19 protein-coding genes and 1 pseudogene are annotated in these 19,287 nt (G+C 66.5%); 12 read left to right on the top strand and 8 right to left on the bottom strand.

The annotated features are described in order from the left end of the window. Positions 1 to 14 precede the first annotated feature (14 nt). The 9 genes from BLT59_RS25025 to BLT59_RS24980 all read left to right on the top strand — a co-directional run bounded on the left by BLT59_RS25025 (position 15) and on the right by BLT59_RS24980 (position 9,863). The gene (locus BLT59_RS25025) at positions 15 to 824 is read left to right on the top strand and encodes a shikimate dehydrogenase family protein (RefSeq protein ID WP_175544128.1); all 810 of its coding nucleotides are present in this window, start codon (positions 15 to 17) and stop codon (positions 822 to 824) included. A 21-nt stretch (positions 825 to 845) separates the two neighbouring features. Further along, the gene (locus BLT59_RS25020; RefSeq protein ID WP_091787225.1) at positions 846 to 2,480 is read left to right on the top strand and encodes a GMC family oxidoreductase; all 1,635 of its coding nucleotides are present in this window, start codon (positions 846 to 848) and stop codon (positions 2,478 to 2,480) included. 155 nt (positions 2,481 to 2,635) lie between these two features. Further along, entirely contained in the window at positions 2,636 to 2,920 is a 285-nt protein-coding gene (gene catC, locus BLT59_RS25015) for a muconolactone Delta-isomerase (RefSeq protein ID WP_091787222.1), read from the top strand. Positions 2,921 to 2,933: 13 nt separating this feature from the next. Beyond that, entirely contained in the window at positions 2,934 to 3,230 is a 297-nt protein-coding gene (locus BLT59_RS25010; protein WP_091787219.1) for a YciI family protein, read from the top strand. A gap of 220 nt (positions 3,231 to 3,450) precedes the next feature. After that, the gene (locus BLT59_RS25005; RefSeq protein WP_091787216.1) at positions 3,451 to 4,668 is read left to right on the top strand and encodes an ABC transporter substrate-binding protein; all 1,218 of its coding nucleotides are present in this window, start codon (positions 3,451 to 3,453) and stop codon (positions 4,666 to 4,668) included. A gap of 1,273 nt (positions 4,669 to 5,941) precedes the next feature. Next, positions 5,942 to 6,943: a GHMP family kinase ATP-binding protein gene (locus BLT59_RS24995; RefSeq protein WP_091787209.1), complete on the top strand. Its 1,002-nt coding sequence runs from the start codon at positions 5,942 to 5,944 to the stop codon at positions 6,941 to 6,943. Between the two features lie 67 nt (positions 6,944 to 7,010). Then, positions 7,011 to 7,943 carry an NAD-dependent epimerase/dehydratase family protein gene (locus BLT59_RS24990; protein ID WP_091787207.1) on the top strand — a complete coding sequence of 311 codons (933 nt, stop codon included), beginning with the start codon at positions 7,011 to 7,013 and terminating at the stop codon, positions 7,941 to 7,943. Between the two features lie 82 nt (positions 7,944 to 8,025). Further along, entirely contained in the window at positions 8,026 to 8,628 is a 603-nt protein-coding gene (locus BLT59_RS24985) for a D-sedoheptulose 7-phosphate isomerase (protein ID WP_091787204.1), read from the top strand. Further along, positions 8,625 to 9,863 carry an HAD-IIIA family hydrolase gene (locus tag BLT59_RS24980; protein WP_244514138.1) on the top strand — a complete coding sequence of 413 codons (1,239 nt, stop codon included), beginning with the start codon at positions 8,625 to 8,627 and terminating at the stop codon, positions 9,861 to 9,863. Before BLT59_RS24985 ends, BLT59_RS24980 begins: the two co-directional genes overlap by 4 nt. A 56-nt stretch (positions 9,864 to 9,919) precedes the next feature. Here the strand turns inward: BLT59_RS24980 and BLT59_RS31485 are convergent, their stop codons facing one another. Both BLT59_RS31485 and BLT59_RS24975 read right to left on the bottom strand, forming a co-directional pair. Then, positions 9,920 to 10,069, bottom strand: a complete 150-nt coding sequence (locus tag BLT59_RS31485) for a hypothetical protein (protein WP_175544127.1) — start codon at positions 10,067 to 10,069, stop codon at positions 9,920 to 9,922. A 98-nt stretch (positions 10,070 to 10,167) separates the two neighbouring features. Next, the gene (locus tag BLT59_RS24975) at positions 10,168 to 10,668 is read right to left on the bottom strand and encodes an NUDIX hydrolase (RefSeq protein ID WP_091787198.1); all 501 of its coding nucleotides are present in this window, start codon (positions 10,666 to 10,668) and stop codon (positions 10,168 to 10,170) included. 277 nt (positions 10,669 to 10,945) lie between these two features. Between BLT59_RS24975 and BLT59_RS24970 the strand changes: the two genes are divergently transcribed. Genes BLT59_RS24970 through BLT59_RS24960 form a run of 3 tightly spaced genes read left to right on the top strand, consistent with a single transcriptional unit; the run spans position 10,946 to position 14,077 of the window. Continuing rightward, on the top strand, positions 10,946 to 12,184 hold the full coding sequence (locus BLT59_RS24970; protein WP_091787195.1) for a class I SAM-dependent methyltransferase: 1,239 nt from the start codon (positions 10,946 to 10,948) through the stop codon (positions 12,182 to 12,184). A gap of 2 nt (positions 12,185 to 12,186) precedes the next feature. Continuing rightward, positions 12,187 to 13,164: an NAD-dependent epimerase/dehydratase family protein gene (locus tag BLT59_RS24965; protein WP_091787193.1), complete on the top strand. Its 978-nt coding sequence runs from the start codon at positions 12,187 to 12,189 to the stop codon at positions 13,162 to 13,164. Continuing rightward, entirely contained in the window at positions 13,139 to 14,077 is a 939-nt protein-coding gene (locus tag BLT59_RS24960; RefSeq protein WP_244514137.1) for an NAD-dependent epimerase/dehydratase family protein, read from the top strand. Before BLT59_RS24965 ends, BLT59_RS24960 begins: the two co-directional genes overlap by 26 nt. Before the next feature lie 153 nt (positions 14,078 to 14,230). Here the strand turns inward: BLT59_RS24960 and BLT59_RS24955 are convergent, their stop codons facing one another. The 6 genes and pseudogenes from BLT59_RS24955 to BLT59_RS24930 all read right to left on the bottom strand — a co-directional run. After that, positions 14,231 to 15,646 carry a phosphomannomutase gene (locus tag BLT59_RS24955; protein ID WP_091787190.1) on the bottom strand — a complete coding sequence of 472 codons (1,416 nt, stop codon included), beginning with the start codon at positions 15,644 to 15,646 and terminating at the stop codon, positions 14,231 to 14,233. A 217-nt stretch (positions 15,647 to 15,863) separates the two neighbouring features. Continuing rightward, the gene (locus tag BLT59_RS24950) at positions 15,864 to 16,184 is read right to left on the bottom strand and encodes a hypothetical protein (protein ID WP_091787187.1); all 321 of its coding nucleotides are present in this window, start codon (positions 16,182 to 16,184) and stop codon (positions 15,864 to 15,866) included. A 14-nt stretch (positions 16,185 to 16,198) separates the two neighbouring features. After that, positions 16,199 to 16,951: an FkbM family methyltransferase gene (locus tag BLT59_RS24945; RefSeq protein ID WP_091787184.1), complete on the bottom strand. Its 753-nt coding sequence runs from the start codon at positions 16,949 to 16,951 to the stop codon at positions 16,199 to 16,201. Positions 16,952 to 17,007: 56 nt separating this feature from the next. Then, on the bottom strand, positions 17,008 to 17,511 hold the full coding sequence (locus BLT59_RS24940) for a hypothetical protein (RefSeq protein ID WP_244514136.1): 504 nt from the start codon (positions 17,509 to 17,511) through the stop codon (positions 17,008 to 17,010). Beyond that, positions 17,508 to 18,302, bottom strand: coding sequence for an ABC transporter permease (locus BLT59_RS24935; RefSeq protein WP_076729265.1), 795 nt, complete (start codon positions 18,300 to 18,302; stop codon positions 17,508 to 17,510). The genes BLT59_RS24940 and BLT59_RS24935 overlap by 4 nt, the downstream gene beginning before the upstream one ends. Positions 18,303 to 18,347: 45 nt before the next feature. After that, positions 18,348 to 19,287, bottom strand: a pseudogene (locus BLT59_RS24930) (glycosyl transferase); the annotation flags it as partial.

Genomic DNA, 19,287 nt, shown 5'->3' with positions numbered 1-19,287 from the left:
ACGGGAGGACGGCCATGAACAGCGCGCTCACGACGGCCGGGATTACCGGCCGGACCCGGGTCTACGGGATCCTGGCGGACCCGATCTACCACGTGAAGGCGCCCGAGGTGATGGGGGCGCTCTTCGCCCGCCACGGCGTGGACGGCGTGCTCGTCCCGCTGCACGTCACGGCGGACGGCTTGGCCGCGGTGATGGACGGGCTCAGGCACCTGCGCAATTTCGGCGGCTTCATCGCCACGGTCCCGCACAAGACGGCGATGACCGACCTATGCGACGCGCTCACCCGCGAGGCCGAGCAGATCGGGGCGGTCAACTGCGTCCGGCGGGAGGCGGACGGACGCATGGTCGGCACGATGCTGGATGGGATCGGCTTCGTCGAGGCGCTGCGCGCCTCGGGCCTGGAGCCCCGCGACCGGAGCGCGGCGCTCGCGGGGGCCGGCGGCGCGGCGAGCGCCATCGCCTTCGCGCTCGCCGAGGCGGGTGTCTCGCGCCTGACGATCCTGAACCGCACCGCAGACCGCGCCCGGGCGCTGGTGGAGCGCCTGCGCACCGCCTATCCCACGCTGGCGGTCGACGCCGGGGGCGCCCAGGCGGAGCACGACCTCCTCGTCAACGGCACGTCGCTCGGGATGCGCCCGCAGGACCCCTCACCCTTCGATCTGAGCGCCCTCCACGACGGGCAGTTCGTCGCCGAGGCGATCATGGATCCGGAGACGACGCCGCTGCTCGCCGCGGCGTCGGCGGCGGGCTGCCGCATCCAGAAGGGCCTGCCGATGCTGGAGCGCCAGATCGCCCTCATGGCTCGCCACATGGGCGCACTCTGAGGCCGGATCTTGGAGCGAACCGTGGCGCAGACCTTGGAACCGACCGACACCGATGCCGTCGCGGCGGGCGACTTCGACTACGTGATCGTGGGCGGCGGCACGGCGGGCTGCGTCCTGGCCAGCCGGCTGACCGAGTCCGGGGCACATCGGGTGCTGCTCCTCGAGGCGGGCGGACGGGCGAGCAGCCCCTGGGTCGCGATCCCGGCCGGGTTCAGCCGCCTGCTCCAGCACCCATCCTACAATTGGCGCTTCCGGACCGAGCCCGAGGAGGCGACCGGCGGCCGGGTGATCGCGGTTCCGCGTGGCAAGGGCCTCGGAGGGTCGACGCTGATCAACGGCATGATCTACGTGCGCGGTCAGCCGCAGGATTACGACGCCTGGGCTCAGGCCGGGTGCCGCGGATGGGGCTTCGCCGACGTGCTGCCCTATTTCCGCAGGCTCGAGGATTACGACGGGGCGGCCGATCCGCTGCGCGCCCGCGGCGGCCCGCTGCCGCTCACCGAAGTCGCCGAACGGCCGGCGATCGCGGAAGCCTTCATCGCCGCCGCACAAGCGGCCGGACATCCGCGCAATCCCGACTACAACGCGGCAAGCCAGGACGGCTTCGGCTACTACCAAGTCAATCAGCGGCGCGGGCGGCGGGTCAGCGCCGCCGACGCCTATCTGCGACCGGCGCTGGGACGCGCCAACCTCGCCGTCGTGACGGACGCGCACGTCCTGCGGCTGAATTTCGACCGGGAGCGGGCGAGCGGCGTCGCTGCGCTGGTCGGCGGGCGCGAGCGGCTCTACCGTTGCCGCAGGGAGGTGATCCTCGCCGCGGGAGCGGCCCAGACCCCCCAGATTTTGGAACTATCCGGCCTCGGCGATCCGGCGATCCTCTCCGGCCTCGGCGTCACGGTGCGACGCGCGCTCCCGGGCGTCGGCGCCGACTACATGGACCATTACTGCACGCGCATGAACTGGCGGGTGCGCCTGCCGGTGACGCTGAACGAGCAGACCCGCGGCCTCCGCCTCGGCCTCGCGGCGGCGCGCTATCTCGCTACCCGGCGGGGCATCCTGTCGCTCGGGACCGGCCTCGCCCACGGCTTCGTGCGCACGCGTCCTGGGCTCGACGGGCCCGACGTGCAGTACTTCTTCATGCACGCGAGCTACGCCAACGCCGCCGAGCGCAAGCTTGATCGCCTGCCCGGCATGACGATCGGTGTCACGCAACTGCGGCCGGAATCGCGCGGCACGATCCACGCCGCCTCGCCCGATCCGCTGAAGCCCCCGGCCATCCGCCCGAACTTCCTCGCCACCGAGGAGGACCGCCGTGCGATGGTCGACGGAATGAAGATCGCACGGTCCATCGTCGAGCAGGCGCCGATGGATCGCTTCCGCGGGGCCGAGCTCAACCCGGGCCCGGACTGCCGGACGGATGCAGACTGGCTCGATTTCGCCCGCCGCGACGGCCAGACGATCTACCACATCTGCGGCACGTGCCGCATGGGCAGCGATCCCGGGTCGGTCACGGATCCGAACCTGCGCGTGCGCGGTGTGACGGGACTGCGCGTGGCGGACGCCTCGATCATGCCGCGCATCGTCTCCGGGAACACCCAGGCGGCCGTGTTCATGATCGCCGAGAAGGCGGCCGACCTGATCCGCGCCGATGCCTGAGGAGAGCCCTCCATCGCGGGGCCGCCGGGAGACGCAGCACAGCGCGTCCGCACCGCGGTGGCTCCAGTTCGGTCTCGTCTTCAGCCGGCAGCGAGCACGGCAGACCATCTCACGTCAGAAGCGTTCACACGCGCCCGCAGCACAGGATCGCCGACATGCTCTACATGGTCCACATGCAGGTCAACCTTCCGGCCACTCTGCCAAAGGCCGAGGCAGATCGCCTGAAGGCTGACGAAAAGGCCTACGCGCAGGCGCTGCAGCGTGAGGGCAAGTGGCGGCACCTGTGGCGCGTTGCCGGACAGTACGCCAACTACAGCGTGTTCGATGTTGCCGGCAACGACGAGCTTCACGACATCCTGACTTCGCTGCCGCTCTACCCCTACATGTCGCTGAGCGTCACGCCGCTGGCGCAGCATCCCTCCGCCATCGCAGCCAACTGACGGGTGATCTCCCATGCCGTACATGATCGAGACCTTCGACAAGGCCGGAAGCCTTGACATGCGCAGAGCGAACCGCGCGGAGCATCTGATCTATCTCGACCAGATCAAGGATCGGCTCCTGGCCTGCGGCGCGAAGCTGAACGACGACGGAAGCGATGCTGGCGGCGGCTTGTACGTCGTCGATGTCGACACCCGCGCCGAAGCCGAGGCCCTCATCCAGGCGGACCCGTTCTTCAAGGTGGGCCTGTTCGAGCGCGTCGAGATCAGGCGCTGGCGCAAGGCCTACCTCGACGGCCGAAGCTATCTCTGAGGGCGAAAGGCCCTCCTCGGTATGGGGCGATGGCGCCTGGTGACAGCACCGCGCCGACGGCGGCCTGCCGAAGCGCACCGGCCGCTCCTGGGGCCGACGCACACCATCCCGAGGGGCGCGGCGACCTGACCGCGCCGCCGTTCAGCGCCACGCGGGGCGACACTCGATCTCTCCGGCAGCGGAGAGCGCACATCATAAGCAAGAGACAGGGGAGGAAGAAATGATCCGTCGTAACCTGATGGCGGCCGCCGCCTTCGCCGCCGGCCTCCTGACCATCGTGCCGGCATCAGCCCAATTTGCCGACGACGGCATCAAGATCGGCATCCTGACCGACATGTCCGGTGGTTATTCGGATCTCGCCGGCCGAGGATCCGTGACAGCCGCCCAACTCGCGGTGGAGGATTTCGGCCGTCCGATCAATGGCCGAAAGGTCGAGCTGATCTTCGCCGATCACCAGAACAAGGCGGACATTGCTTCCTCGATCGCGCGCCGTTGGTTCGATACCGAAGGTGTCGACGCGATCTTCGACACGAATTCCTCGGTGGCGGGTCTGGCCGTGCGTGAGGTCGCGCGCAGCAAGGGGAAGATCGACATCAACTCCGGTGCCGGTTCCATGGCGCTGACCAACGCCGCCTGTTCACCGACCGGCGCCCACTGGACCTGGGACACCTACGCCCTCGCAGCCGGGACGGCTTCGGCTCTGGCCGATGATCCGAAGAACACGTGGTTCTTCATCACGGCCGATTACACCTTCGGGCACGACCTGGAGGCGCAGGTCACCCGCGTCGTCAAGGCCAAGGGCGGCACGGTGCTCGGGTCGGTCAAACACCCCTTCCCCAATCCGGACTTCTCATCCTACCTGCTGCAGGCACAGGCCTCGGGCGCGAAGATCATCGGCATGGCCAATGCCGGCGCCGACACGATCAACACCATCAAGCAGGCGAGCGAGTTCGGGATTCTTCAGGGCGGGCAGCGGTTGGGCGGCCTCAATATCTTCCTGACCGACATCTATTCCGTCGGATTGCCGGCCGCTCAAGGCATGATCCTGACGACGGGCTTCTACTGGGACATGGACGAGCAGACGCGCGCCTTCGCCAAGCGATTCGGCGAGCGGATGGGCGGCAGGATGCCGACCATGGTGCAAGCCGGAGACTATTCGGCAGTGCTCCATTTCCTCAAAGCGGCGGAAGCCGCCGGGACCGACGACGGCCTGCGGGTCATGGCCAAGATGCGCGAGCTGCCGATCCAGGACTTCTTCGCGCGAAACGCCAAGCTGCGGCCGGACGGACGCATGGTGCACGACATGTATCTCGCCCAAGTGAAGGCGCCGGCGGAATCGAAGGGACCATGGGATTTTTATAAAATTCTGAAGACCATTCCTGGTGAACAAGCATTTCAACCGCTCTCCGAAAGCACGTGCAAGTCGGTGAAGGAGTGATACGCACCTTCGAGATGCACCGGGAGCTGCGACGATGAATCGTTCGTATGTGACGCGGTCATAAGCTGGGCTGCAGTGGGGAGAGCCGGTTTCTCCGGCTTGAACGCCTGGAGCTATCGGTCGGCTTGCGACCACCTGCTGCCTGTGGCGCGCTCACCAACGTCACGCCTGGGTGGAAAAGAGACCGTATATTCCAGAAAATCTATCAAGGAGAAACGATCATCCACGGGCGATGAGTTCGACTTCTCATCGCCCATGTCACATCTGCCTGCTCCGACTCGTCCTTGTGGCAAATGGCTCGGTCCAAAATACCGGTCAGGTCACGCCCCCGTGTCGGCATCTAGGGGCGCGCTCTCGCGCGGGGGGCAAGCGATAGGTTTGCGTCGGTGCCGAAATCTACGTCTGGTCGAGGTACGCTTTGGCTTGCTGACGGTCACAGCGGTCAATCTGAGCCGTATGGCCGTCGGGAACGATGAAGCGCCCGCCGTTTGAACTCGTCGCGCAGCCTTCCCGTCTCATGGCACTGCCGATTAGCACGTAGGCGATCGCCAGAAGCATCAAGGCGGGACTACTTAGGATCGCATGGGAGGTCTGAAATCCCATTGCACGCCGAAAGTGGTCCGACGATGCCTCCTTGGCACCTCGTCCCTACCCGGACGGAGGATAACGGAAAATTTTTACCGTCTCTTAACTATGATCGAGCAATTTTCGCTTGCGACGTTTCCCCCGAAGCTGTGGCTTTAACGAGTTGTGAGTTCGCCAGATGTGAGCAGTCCGACAAGTGCTCGGTTGAGACGACTCGGCGAGATGTGGCGGTGGGCATCTGCCATGGCTGTCGAGGGGGGCGAGGCTATCGGAACCGCGGTCTGATTCCAGCTCAGGCCTCTTGCCGCTAGGTCCTCGCAACCGAGTCGCGAGATCGGCGATGTCATTGCACGTTCACCTAAAGGTCCGAGTCGGCTCCAACTGCCGACAGGAGCCCATAAGTGCCATGCTGTCGATCATCGATGGCGGAAAAGCGCACTTGGAAGTTATGGAGCTCCGTTGTTCAAGATTTGAAATCAATTCCAAATTGTTTAACAAAATTTTTAAGTTGGAATTCGATGGGAGAGGCATTTTATGGTGTCGTTAAGGCATGGAGTTGTCTCATGTCTGGCGCGGGTGAGACGATAATGGTAGGCGTGCTTTTCTAGGAACGGCGATCGGGAAGCTTCTGGTCGAAAGCTTGTTGCCTTTGGTTGCGTCATGCAAATGAAAGACCCGGAATACTTTTATGCTGACGGTCACGCGGACCCCGCTTCGAATTAGCTTGTTCGGCGGCGGCACAGATTACCCGGAGTATTTTGAGCGGGCGCCGGGCGCTGTCGTTGGCGCCGCGATTGACAAGTACATCATCATCGCGGCGCTGGATTTGATTGGCTGCCAGGACTACAATTATAGACTTAGTTATTCGCGCGTTGAGCATTGCAACAATATCGATGAAATAGAACATCCGGTTGTTCGAGAGGTGCTCAAGCATTTCGACGTGAGTCGAAGGCTCGATATGAGCATCATCTCCGACTTGCCGGCGGCTGGAAGCGGGCTCGGATCGTCTTCCGCTTTCACTGTCGGCTTCTTGCGTACGATCTACGCGATATTGAATCAAAAGCCTACGAAGATCGAGCTGTCGAAGAAGGCGATCGAAGTCGAGCGCGAGATTTTGCGCGAGAACGTCGGCGTCCAGGACCAGCTTCATGCTGCGTTTGGCGGCATCAATCGATTCGATTTCAGCGGTTCCGCGATACGAATCTCGCCCGTCCAGATGAGTTCCGCGGCCATACAGCAACTCAACGCATCGATGGTGCTTGTGCATACAGGCATCGCACGGCGCGCAACGACCACGGTCGCGGCGCAGATCGCCGTGACCCGCGCGCGCGCGATCGACAAGGAATTGTCCGAACTCTACCGCCTCGTCGAGGAATGCGTCTCGCTGCTGGAGGCGGGAACGAGCGGCTGGCTCACGCAACTCGGCGAGATGCTCTCCGCCTCGTGGCGCATCAAGCGAACCCTGTCGCGCGAGGTCTCGAACGCAATTCTCGACGATCTGTTCGAAGCGATCATCGCGTCGGGGGCTTACGGAGCGAAGCTGTGCGGCGCGGGCGGCGGCGGCTTCTTCCTCGCTCTCATCGATCCCGACCGGCTTCCGGCTCTGATCGAGCGGGTCGCGCCGCTGTCCGTCGTTCCGATCGGCATCGACGTCGACGGGTCCACCCTGATCTATCGCCAGACGCGCTGAGCGGCGTCCTCACAGGCTCCAGCCCGGCCGCAGCCGGGCCGCTGACCCATCGCGACGAGAGGCAACGATGCGAATTCTGATCACCGGCGGCGCGGGCTATATCGGGACGATTCTGGTGCCGATGCTTCTGGAGCGCGGGCACCACGTGACGGTGCTCGACACGTTCAAGTCCGGCGCCCCCGACTTGTTCTCGGCCTGCCAGTACGACACGTTCGAGCCGATCAAGGGTGACGCGCGCGACACGCGCATCCTGGACGAGCTGATCCCGAAGCACGACGTGCTCATCCCCCTCGCGGCCCTGGTCGGCGCCCCCCTCTGCAAGGAGGACGCGATCGGCGCCACGACGCTGAACCGCGACGCCGTGATCGCCCTGGTCCAGCGTGCGGGCGGCGAGCAGAGGATCGTCTACCCGACGACCAACTCGGGCTACGGCGTCGGCGAGGCCGGCAAGTTCTGCACCGAGGAATCGCCCCTGCGGCCGATCTCGCTCTACGGCACCACCAAGGTGGAGGCCGAGAAGGCCGTGCTCGACAGCGGGCGCGGCGTCAGCCTGCGGCTCGCGACGGTGTTCGGCATGGCGCCGCGCATGCGGCTCGACCTCCTCGTCAACGACTTCACACACCGGGCCGTGACCGACCGGGCGCTCCTGGTCTTCGAGGGCCACTTCAAGCGCAACTACATCCACATCCGCGACGTCGCCAAAGGCTTCATCCACGCGATGGACAATTACGGCCGGATGCGCGGCGAGGCGTACAATCTCGGCCTGTCGAGCGCCAACCTGTCGAAGCTGGAACTCTGCGCGCGCATCAAGGCGCACGTTCCGAACTTCGTCTACGTCGAGGCGCCGATCGGCGAGGATCCGGACAAGCGCGACTACATCGTGTCCAACGAGAAGCTGGAGGCGACCGGCTGGTTCCCCGATTTCGATCTGGACCGGGGCATCAAGGAGCTGATCAAGGGCTTCCGGATGATCCGCAACTCGCGGTTCGCTAACGTCTGATCCGGACGGCCCCAGCCCAGCAGCGAGCGCCCCGCCGGGCGGCCCGACAGGTCGGCCGGCGCGGGAACGGACCGAGGAGATCATGAGCGCCATCGTCGATTTTCTCACGCAGACCCGCAACACGTTCCAGGTCGCTCTCGACGATTCCCGCTTCCACGCGACCCTCGCCGAGATCGCCGATCTCGTGACCGCGTCCCTGCGCGGCGGCGGCAAGCTCCTGACGATCGGCAACGGCGGCAGTGCCGGCGACGCGCAGCACATCGCGGGCGAGTTCGTCTCGCGGCTCAACTACGATCGGCCGCCGGCCGCGGCCGTGGCGCTGACCACCGACACCTCGGTGATCACCGCGATCGGCAACGATTACGGCTACGAGCACGTGTTCGAGCGGCAGGTGCTGGCCCTCGGACGGCCGGGGGATGTCCTGCTCGCCCTCTCCACCTCCGGCCGCTCGCCGAGCGTGCTGAAGGCGATGGACGCAGCCCGCGGCCTGGGTCTGCGGGTCGTCGCCTTCACGGGTGCGGCGGGTGGGGCGATGCCCGAGCGGGCGGATCTCTGCCTGCACGCGCCGTCGGACGCGACGCCCCTGATCCAGCAGATCCACATCACCGCCGCGCACATCGTCTGCGGCCTCGTCGAGGAAAACCTGTTCCCCCGAGGGGATGGCAGCGTGAAGGGCGGCCTGTGACCGAGACAGAGAGGAGCAGCGGCCGCCCCGTCCGGCAAGCCATGATCCTGTGCGGCGGCTTCGGCACGCGCCTGGGAGCGCTGACCTCGGCGATGCCCAAGCCGCTGTTGCCCGTGGCCGGGGAGCCGTTCCTGGACGTCCTGCTGTTCGAACTCGGCCGCCACGGCTTCACCGACGTCGTGCTATTGGCCTCGTTCCACAGCGAGAAAATCCGCGCCTACGCCACCGACAACCCGGTCGCCCGCCGCTTCGGCATGACGCTGCGGGTCTCGATCGAGCCGAAGCAGGCCGGGACCGGCGGCGCCGTCGTGCACGCCCTTCCCGAGGCGGACGAGACCTTTCTCCTGCTGAACGGCGACTCGTGGTTCGACGTGAATCTGCTGTCCTTGCCCGCTTTGGCGGCGCGTCATCCCGAGGCAGCGATGGTCCTGTCGCTCCGTCGGGTGCCGGACGCCGCGCGCTACGGCGTCGCGCTCCTCGATGGCGTCCGGATCACCGCGTTCCTCGAGCGGCCGCCTGAGCCGGGTCCCGGTCTCGTCAACGCGGGCGTCTATCTGGTGCGTCGCGATGCGCTGACTGGCCTGCCGCCGGCCTGCTCGCTGGAACGGGACGTCCTGCCCGCGCTGGTCGCCGAGGGCCGCGTGGTGGGCGAGGCCCACGACGGTTACTTCCTCGATATCGGCGTGCCCGACAGTTACGCCCGGGCCCAGGGTGAGATCCCGGCTCGCCGGAAGAGACCCGCCGCTTTCCTCGATCGGGACGGCGTTCTCAATCACGACCACGGATATGTCGGTTCCGTGGACCGGTTCCAGTGGATGGAAGGCGCGCGCGACGCCGTCCGCGCGCTGAATGATGCCGGCTTCTTCGTCTTTGTCGTCACGAACCAGGCTGGGGTCGCCCGCGGCTTCTACACCGAGGCCGACGTCGCCCGTCTGACCACCTGGATGCGGGACGAGTTGCGCGAGGCCGGCGCGCATATCGATGATCTACGCTACTGCCCCTATCATCCGGACGGGACGGTCGAGGCCTACAGGGCGGCCCACGGATGGCGGAAGCCCGAGCCCGGCATGATCCTCGACCTGATGTCCCACTGGGACATCAACCGCGAGCGCAGCTTCCTGGTCGGCGATCAGGAAACAGATCTCGCCGCCGGCCGCGCGGCGGGGCTCGCCGTGCACCACTTCAGGTCGGACGATCTGCTCGCCTTCCTGCGAGAGGTCGCTCTGACGGGCTAGGAAGGGCGGCAGGAGGTGTTGGGCTTCGCCGAGACGCGCTTCGCCGTCCGGCAATCTCAATCGTGCGACTGAATCGAGAGCTCCGCTTCCGCAGCCTCGCGCATGGCGCGATCCCAGTCGAGCTTGCGCTTGGGCGGCGTCTCGCTTTCCGCGTCCGCGGCTTTCCGATCTCGCGGAACGACGATCTTGATGTCGTACTCGGGCACGCTTCGATCCGCTCTTTAACCGACGATTAATCGTATTGGCGGAACGCGCGGGCCTTGTCAGCGGTTCGATCGCTCGATCCACAATCCGATGACGCCCCTCATCCGTGGCCGGACAGGCCGATCAGGATCATGGCGGCATGCACGGCTCCGACGATGGAGCCCGACTGGGCGAGCTGTAAGGCCTCGGCCCGCGGTACGCGCACCACCGTAATGTCCTCGCCGGGATCCGGCCGCGCCGGCCCGGCCGCGGTCACCCGCGCACGAATGAGGTGCATGCGGTTGGCGTAGCGGGCCGGATCCGCGTTCAGGGTAACCACGCGCTCGGCATCGGCGAAGATGTAGCCGGTTTCCTCGCGCATCTCGCGCTCGGCGGCCGCGAGGATATCGGGGTCGGCGGGGTCGATGGCCCCGCCCGGAAGCTCCAGGCTCGGACCCCCATAGGCGTGACGGTATTGGCGTACGAGGATGATGTGATCGGCCGCGTCGATACCTAGCACGAGGGCGATGTCCGCGGTCTCGAGCACGTAGTAGGGGTCGAGGACGTGGCCCGAAGGCGTCACGCAGTTGTCGGCACGGAGACCGAGCCAGCGATCCTTCATGACATGGTGTGACTTACGGACTGTCCAATTCGGAACCGACATCATTCTTTCCTGGAGGCCGGGAGTTTGTATTTTTAATTGTCGCCCGGGGTCATTGTAAGTTTTCTTCATATAAAGAATTTCAAAATCTTAAGACTGTTTTGCTTTCCGGATCTGACTTCGATCGAGGCGCGAACGCGCGTTGCGCTGCCCCTGCTCAGCCGGTAAGCCTCGCGGGGTCGTAGAGCCTCGCGCCGCGGATGTCACAGGTCGTAGGATGACGGGAACGAAACTCGCCATGGCATGCCGCGTCTGCGATGGACGCGATGTCGAGCTGTTTCTCGACCTGACCGATCAGCCGCACTGCAACCGCCTGATCCCGCCGGAACTCGCGGACCGCCGCGAGCCGCATTTTCCCCTGCGCGCCGGCTTCTGCCACGACTGCACGCTCGTCCAGATCGATCACACGATCCCGAAGGAGAGCATGTTCAGCGACTACCCCTACGTCTCGGGCACGACGAAGACGCTGGTGGAGCATTTCCGCCAGACGGCGGCCCGTCTCGTGGAGCGGTACGGCCTCGGGCCGCAGGACCTCGTCGTCGACATCGGCAGCAACGACGGCACGTGGCTGCGGCAGTACGAGCCCTTCGGCCTGCGCCGCTGCGGCGTCGAGCCCGCCTCGAACGTGGTGGAACTGGCCCGCGCCGCCGGCGTGCCGACGCTGAACCGCTTCTTCAACGCCGAGACCGCCGAGATCGTCCGCGCGCAGGACGGGCCGGCGAGCCTGATCACCGCCGCCGGCGTCTTCTTCCACCTGGAGGAGCTGCACAGCGTCGTGAAGGGCATCGTCACGCTGCTCAAGCCGGACGGCGTCTTCGTCGTGCAGGCGATCTACCTGGGCGGCATGATCGAGAACACCGCCTTCGATCAGATCTATCACGAGCACCTGTGCTACTACACGCTCCGCTCCCTGGAGCAGCTGTTCGCGCGCCACGGCCTGGAAGTCTTCGACGTCAGCGTCGTCCCGGTCCATGGCGGTTCCCTCGAGGCGCATGTCGGCTTCCCCGGCGCCCACCCGGTCGGCGACGCGGTCAAGCGCATGCGCGCCGACGAGGAGGCCCGCGGCTACGGCAAGTTCGAGACCTATGTCGGCTTCGCCGAGAACGTCCGGCGCCTGCAGGCGGCGCTGCTCGACCTGCTGGAGCGCATGCACGCTGAGGGGAAGACGGTCCACGCCTACGGCGCCCCGGCCAAGGGCGCGACCCTGCTCAACGCCTTCGGCATCGGCCCGCGGCTGGTCCAGTATGCGGCCGAGAAGAATCCGCTGAAGTTCGGCCGCCTGATTCCCGGCGCCCGAATCCCGATCGTCGAGGAGGGTAGCGTGCCCGCGCCAGACGCCTATCTGGTGCTCGCCTGGAACTTCATCGACGAGTTCCTGGCGCGCGAGCGTCGCTACCTCGAGAACGGCGGCGCCTTCATCGTCCCGGTGCCGGAACTCAAGGTGATCACCGCCGCCGACCTGCCGAAGTCGGTCTGAGCGTGGCCGCTCTCCCCCTACACTCCTTGCCCGACACCGTCGTCGTCGTCGGTGCGACCGGGTTTGTCGGCCGCAACCTCGTCGCGCATCTCGCCGGCCGCGTGCCGCGGCTGATCGCGGTCAGCCCCTCCGGCCGCGCGGTGCCGGGGGCGCATGAGGCCGCGCGCTTCGACACCCTTGAGGCGCTGTCGGTCCCCGCCGACACGATCGTCGTCAACGTCGCCGCGCAGCGCTACGACGCCGACAAGTTCGAGACGGCGCAGAGCGACCTGCTCACCGGCAACGCCGAGATCGCCAACCGCCTCTACCGGTTCTGCCTGACGAAGGGCATCCGCGAGGTGCGCGCGGCCTCGAGCGTCGCGGTCTACCCGGCGGCCCTCGATCCCCTCGACGACGCGCGTCCGGTCGACCTCAACGCGCCGCCCAACCGGAACGAGGCCTTCTACGCCTGGTCGAAGCGCTGGGCCGAGGTGGTCGCCGACCTCCACGCCGAGCGCTACGGGATCCACACGCTGAGCTTCCGCCTGAGCAACCCCTACGGTCCTCACGACTCGACGGATCCGCGCAAGGCGCACGTCCTGCCGGCGTTCGTGATGCGCGCGCTGGCACCGGGGGAGCGCTTCGAGATCAAGGGCAACCCGCTGGTCGAGCGCGACTTCATCTACGTCGGCGACGTCGTCGACGTGTTCGCCCGCTCCCTGGAGATGCGGGAGACAAGCGACGTGCTCAATCTCTGCCGCGGCGAGACCACGACCCTGCTCGACCTCGCCCGCACCATCCTGGAGGTGGCCGCGGAGGACCGGCCGGTGCACGCCCCCGACACGGCGACCCACGGCGTGCTCGCCCGCCGCTCGACCAATCAGCGGCTGCGCGAGCGCTTTGGGATGTCGACCTTCACGGGCCTCCCGGACGGGCTGCGGCCGACGATCGCGTGGTATCGCGAGGCCTATCGCGATGGGGCTGACCATGCCGGGGCCTGAGCGCGACATCGTCATTGGGTCGGACGGCTTCCTCGGGCGCAACCTCGTCCCCCGGCTCCGGGCCGAGGGCCGCGAGGTCGTCGAGATCGGACGCGCGGCGGGCGACCTCTCCGACTGGGCCAATGTCGAGCAGGCGCTGCGCGCCGCGCCCCCGGCCGGCCGCATCTTCCACGTGGTGACCCGCCAGCGGACCGGCGCGGTGCAGTACGACATCCAGGGCGAGCTCCTGGCAATCAATGCCCGGGTCCACCTGAACGTCCTCGAGGCGTGGCGCCTGTTCCAGCCGCAGGCCAAGCTCGTCTCCACGGGCTCGTCCTGCACCTATCCGGAATCGGCGGAGCCGCTCTCCGAGGCGCGCTTCGGGCAGGGACCCACGCACCCGTCGGTGATCGGCTACGGGCTCGCCAAGCAGGTCCTGGCGACGGGCTCGGCGGCCTACGCGCACCAGTACGGACTGACCTTCCTGCACTGCGTGCTGGCGACCCTGTACGGACCGCACGACAACAAGGCCTCCGACCGCAGCCACTTCGTCGGCGCCCTGCTCGACCGCGCCGTGCGGGAGAAGGCGGCGGGCGCTCAGCAGTTCGAGGTCTGGGGCAACCCGCAGACCGTCCGCGAGGTGCTGTACGTCGACGACCAGATCGACGCGATCCTGGCGGCCGACCAGGCGTTCGACAACGAGATCCTCAACTGCGCCGCCAACACGCCCGTCACCGTCGAGGCGGTGGCGCGGGCGGCCCTGGCCGCCCTCGACTGGTCCGTCCCCCTGGTGAGCCCGCCCGGCTCGTTCCAGGGCGCGGCCTACAAGATGCTCGACTCGACGCGGTTCCTCGACCGGACCGGCTGGTGTCCGCGCATCGATCTCGAGGCGGGCCTGCGCAGGCTCGCCGCGGCGGAGTACGCCAACCGGTAGCAAGCCGCGTCCTGCCATCGCTTGTCCCGCGCGAAGCCCGTCCGTTGGCCGTGCCCGAGCGGTCGCACCAAGAGGCGAAGGTCGTCAGCGCGCTTTGAAGAGCGCCCCGGCTTCTTGCGATGTTCGGGCGTCGCTCCGAGGCTTCGTGAGGGGTCAGGTGTTTGCCCCCATCGCGGTCGCGGCGGAGGCAAGTCCCCACCGGACGATCTCCTGCGCCTCCCCTGCCGACTTGGCCTCCGCATAGCAGCGGAGCTCGGGCGCATTGCCCGATGCCCGGAAATGGATCGTGCGCCCGCCGTCCAGCTCGATCCGGATCCCGTCCTGCTGATCGATCGAGGCCGATGATCCGATCGGGGCGAGGAAGGCAGCGCGGAAGTCCGGATCCCGAAGGCGATCGAGGAAGGCGGCGCTCGTCTCGGACGGGGTGTTGGGCAGCCGGTCGCTGGCCATCTCTCCCGCATCCAGGGAGGCCACGAGGTCCGCTAGGGCGATCCCAGCCGCGCGCGTCGCTGCCAAGGTGGCCAGGATCGGCAGCATCGCATCGCGCGTCGGCAGGGCGGACAATGTCCTGCCGTGGAGCGTGACATCCGAGCCGAGCAGGAACCCGCCATTCGCCTCGAACCCTGCGACGATCCGCGCCCCGGCCGACGTCGCCTGCTCCATGCCGGCAATGACGAAAGGCGATCCCACCTTTGTGCGCAGAACCTTCCGGAAGCCGCCGGAATGCTCGAGCGCCGAGCCGGCCGTGACCGGCACTACCACCGTATCGGCACCAAGGAAGCGGGCGGTGATGAGCCCGAGCACGTCGCCCCGCAGGATCCGGCCCGTGCCGTCGGCCACCAGTGGCCGGTCGGCGTCACCGTCCGTGGTCACGAGCGCGTCGAAGGAGCCCGGCTCCATGACGTCGCGGATGAAGGCGATGTCCTCCGGGCGGTGGGCCTCTGTATCGATCGGCACGAAGACCTGCGAACGGCCGATCGGCGTCACCTGCGCGCCGAACCCGGCGAGCAGGTCGGCCAGCAGGTCGCGGGCCACCGAGCTCTGCTGATAGACCGCGATCCGCAGGCCTTGCAGGATGTCCGGCGCGAAGGCGGCAGCGTAGCGCTGCTGATAGCGCGCGATCGCGTCGGGTTCAGGCGAGGCAGGCGCTGAGGCCCGGCCATCGCCGGACGCGCCCTGCTCCAGGGCGGCCAGGATGGCGGCCTCGTCGGCTTTGGTGATCTCGCCGTCGGGCCGGTAGAATTTCAGGCCATTGCGATCCTCGGGGATGTGGCTGCCTGTGACCATGACCGCACAGGCACCGCGCCGCATCGCTTCGAGGGCGAGGGCCGGAGTCGGCAGCGGGCCGCAATCGATCGCCGTGAAGCCGGCACCTGCCGCGGCGTCTGCCACCGTCGCGGCGATGCCGGGGCTGCTGTCACGCAAATCACGCCCGATGACGACCATACGGCCACCTTCGCTCTGGGAGACGGATCGGAAGAACGCGCTGGCATAGGCGTAGCTCGGGCCGCCGACGAGGTCGGTTACGAGACCGCGCAAGCCGCTCGTCCCGAATTTCAGACTGCTCACGATACCTCCCTCGTCGCCGCATGGGCGCACGTGCACAGGATCGATGCCTCAAACCGTACGCAGGCTCAATGCTTAGCGTTGGGCAGCGCGCTCGGGACGGTCGAGTTTGGGCTACCGTCGGTGGCGACTTGTGTACCGGCGCGGCTGACCAGCGTGTCCTACTGGCGGAGGCCATTCTCGGAGCGCCCATGTGCACCGCGCGCCAATCATTACGGCGTCAGGAGGCCGGTAACTGCTGCTCCAGATGCGCGCGAAGGATCGAGTAATGTCGGACGACTTCGTCGAGCCTTTCGGCGTTCTTCTTTCTAATCGCCTCTGAACCGAGGGGCTCGCGGTAGGTGGCGGCGTAATGGGCGGCGTGCGCCTTCAGCTTGACGGCGACGAAGTCGAGATCGGCCGACCACACGGCTTCCGCGCGAACCTGCTGGAGGCGCCTGGCGATCGCGAACCAGTTGAGATCGAGGGCGATGCCGCTGCCCATTTCCTTGAACAGGTCGAACATCGAATCCAGAATGGCGATTGCGGTCTGCGCCGACATAGCCGAACCTTCCGTCAGGATCGTGCGGTCACGAGATCCGGGCGCGCGTACCAGTCGTCGAACAGGGACAGCTGACGGAAGCGCCGTCGGTAACCGTGGCCACTTAGCAGCGCGTCGATCTTCTCCCGGCTGCTCGAGAAATTATGCTCAACGCTGATCAGCGCGATGTCGTGACGGGTGAAATCGAAGCTCTGCAGCACGTCGAGCTCGCCGCCTTCCACATCGATGCTCATGTAGTCGATGCGCCGCGGCGCCCGGGCCTCCGAGAGGAATCGCTCCAGCGAGATGGTCGCCACCGGGTATTGCCGGCGCTCCTGGCGAAACTGGGCGTGAAAGTCGTCGCCGGCAAAATCCTCCATGCCGGAGAGCTCGCCGATGTCGACCTCGTTAAAGAGAACCTCAATGCCGTCGGTCTTGTAGACGCACTTATCGGAGATGTAGCAGCCGCGGTTGCGATGTAGCGCTTCGTGCCAAGCCCGAGCTGGCTCCGCGAGGGCTCCCTGCCAAGCGTAGGTCTTTTCAAGCAGGAGCGTGTTGCTCAGGCTGACGCCATCGCAGGCGCCGAATTCCACGAAATAGCCGTTTCGCTTCTCCCGGAGCTCGTACAGCACCCACAGATCCTGCATCAACTGCGCGTTGGAGTACGGAGCCAGCCGCGTGGCGAAGGACAGGAAGTCGAGATCCGAGCTGAGAATGTGCGGGTGCGCGTTCAGATTATCCCGCAGGTTGATCAGGGCATTGAACACCGTCAGGAGTTCGACATCCATGGTCCTGGGCTCCAGTCTCGGAACGGGATCGCGCGTGCGCGCAAGCGTGTCGGGGTTCAGCCGCGCGTCGCCGCTCGGCCCGGAATGCGGGAGGCCGCCAGGATCCGGTTCGAACCTTCGAACAGGATGCCGTGCTGAAGTGCGGCCGGTCCGTGATCCGGCACGGTCCGCGCAGCCTTGCGGATCGCGGCGAGGAAGCGCTTGCGACTGAACCCGTAAGGCCGCACGCTTCCGACCAGCGCCTCGATCAGCGTGGACGTCGCCTCCGACCGAGCACGGGCCAGATCGCGCTCGCGCAAGGCGTCGTCGCGTTCGGCTTTGAGGAGGGTCAATTCGACCTGCTGCTGTTGGATCTGACGAATGTATTTCGTTTCAATGGCATGAGCGGCATTCGTCATCGTGCGACAGCCCTGGCCCGAAGCGGTTGGAGAATTCGAAGCTTGAGACTTGCGTCGCGGCCACACGGAAGCCTGCGGTCGGCTCTGGTGGGGCAGCCTGAGGATCGTGCCGGCCGCGGGTTGCGCGATTGTAGGGCACACGCGCAACCCTGCTTTCTTCAAGCTTGGAGCTTGCTGACGACATGCTTGACCAGCAGCAGGCCGATGCTGGCGCAGGTCAGGCCGAACATGATGATGTAAAGATAATCTACCTGAATGCCCGCGTAGGGATAATAGGCAGATCTTACCCATTCAGCCAGCTGCATGGCCGGGTTGTACTTCATCCAGTAGTAGACTTTGTCTGGCATGTAGCTTGGGAGAAACATAACTCCGCTCGATACATACAGGATGATGCTGAAAAGTGCGTAGCCGATCAGCCAGCCTGGGAAAAAGCCGATGATCGCCACGTTGATTGTTCCAATCCCGATGCCAAGTACGATCGCGGCAAGGTAGCCGCACATAGCCGTGAATGGGTCCGCTGGGATCGGATTGGTCCCTATGACGACCAGGATGGAACAGACGACCAGCAGCGCGAGGAAGCCGGTCACGATCTCGACGAGGATGCGGGCCAGGATGACGTCGAACAGCTTGACCTGCGGGTAGTAGGTCAGCGGCCGGTTCATGATCACCGCCTTCATGACCTCGCGCGAGATATATTGGAAGACCAGAACGGGAACCGCGCCTGTTGCAAAGAACAGGGCCCTGTTGTCGCCGAGGGGGGCCGCCAGCTTCTGGAAGGTGTAGATCGCGATCAGCATGAAGACGTGGACGCAGGGCCAGAGCACGACCACGCCGTAGCCCCAGAGGGAGGCTCCGAAACGGGTGCGCATGTCCCGCAGGATTAAGGCATGCAGGACGTGCAGGTAGGACTCGATCGGGCTCTTCTGTCCCTGGACCGGCGGGAGGGCGGGCATCGACGTGACCTCTGGTTGCCGGGCCTGCTTCGATGAGAAAAGGGGCTAAAGTGCGTTGACCGTGGCTCTCCTGTCGGGTCGTTGGCAGGTCGCGAGATCGTAATAATCGCGCAGCAGGTCCGCATAGGCGGCGACTCGCGTCAGCCCCGCGCTGCGGCCGAGCGCCGGGATTTCGAGGGCGAGCATCCGGTCGTTGCAGGCCGTCGGATTGGCGACCAGTGCGCAGGGCAGCAGATGGCCGTTCGACTCCGAGCGCAGCCGCTCCCCCGGGGCACCCAGGTCGAAGGCCACCACCGGCAGGTCGGTGCGTAGCGCCAGCGTCAGCGTGTACGCGTAGGTTTCCGGCCAGATCGACGGCAGCAGGATCAGGTCGGCCGAGACCTGTGTGACGAGATCGAGGATCTCGTCGTCCTCCCAGTGGCGGCCGGTCTCGGCGATCTGGAGGGCCGACCTGGCGACCCGGTCGAGGGTCGGATCGTCGGTGGAGTACCGCCCCGTCTCGGTAACGCCGGCGCGCTCCAGGCCACCGGTCAGGGCCGGGTCCGAGTGGCCGACGATCGAGAAGTGCAGCGGCAGGTCCCGGTCCTGTGCGTCGGTGGCCAGGGCCTGCAGGAGTAGGCCGCCTTTGGTGGGGCTGATTGCGCCGAGCACGGCGACGCGGCGGACGCGGCCGGGCCGCTGCAGCGCGGTCGAGCGCACCGCCCGCTCCGGCTCCAGGTGCGGCCGCACCGTGACAGCGAGGTCCGGGTACACCGCGCGGATCCGGCCCGCCGTGTCGGAGGACGGCGCAAACACCCGCGCCGCGCCCGCCAGGAACGCCCCGAACACCGCCCGCCGCTCGCCCGGATCCGGCTCCTCGAACCCGTCCGCGTCCACCGCCAGGCACGACCGGCACTCCGCCACCGGCGCCAGGCCGCAATAGCGCCCGTCCGGCTGGACCAGGTGGTTGCGGTGGCATACCGGCGAGTAGTCGTGCAGCGTCCAC

It is taken from the genome of Methylobacterium sp. UNC378MF (assembly GCF_900103195.1).
GTDB lineage: Bacteria > Pseudomonadota > Alphaproteobacteria > Rhizobiales > Beijerinckiaceae > Methylobacterium.
The sequence above is the reverse complement of the archived record's forward strand: the minus strand, read 5'-3'. Positions and strand labels throughout refer to the sequence as shown.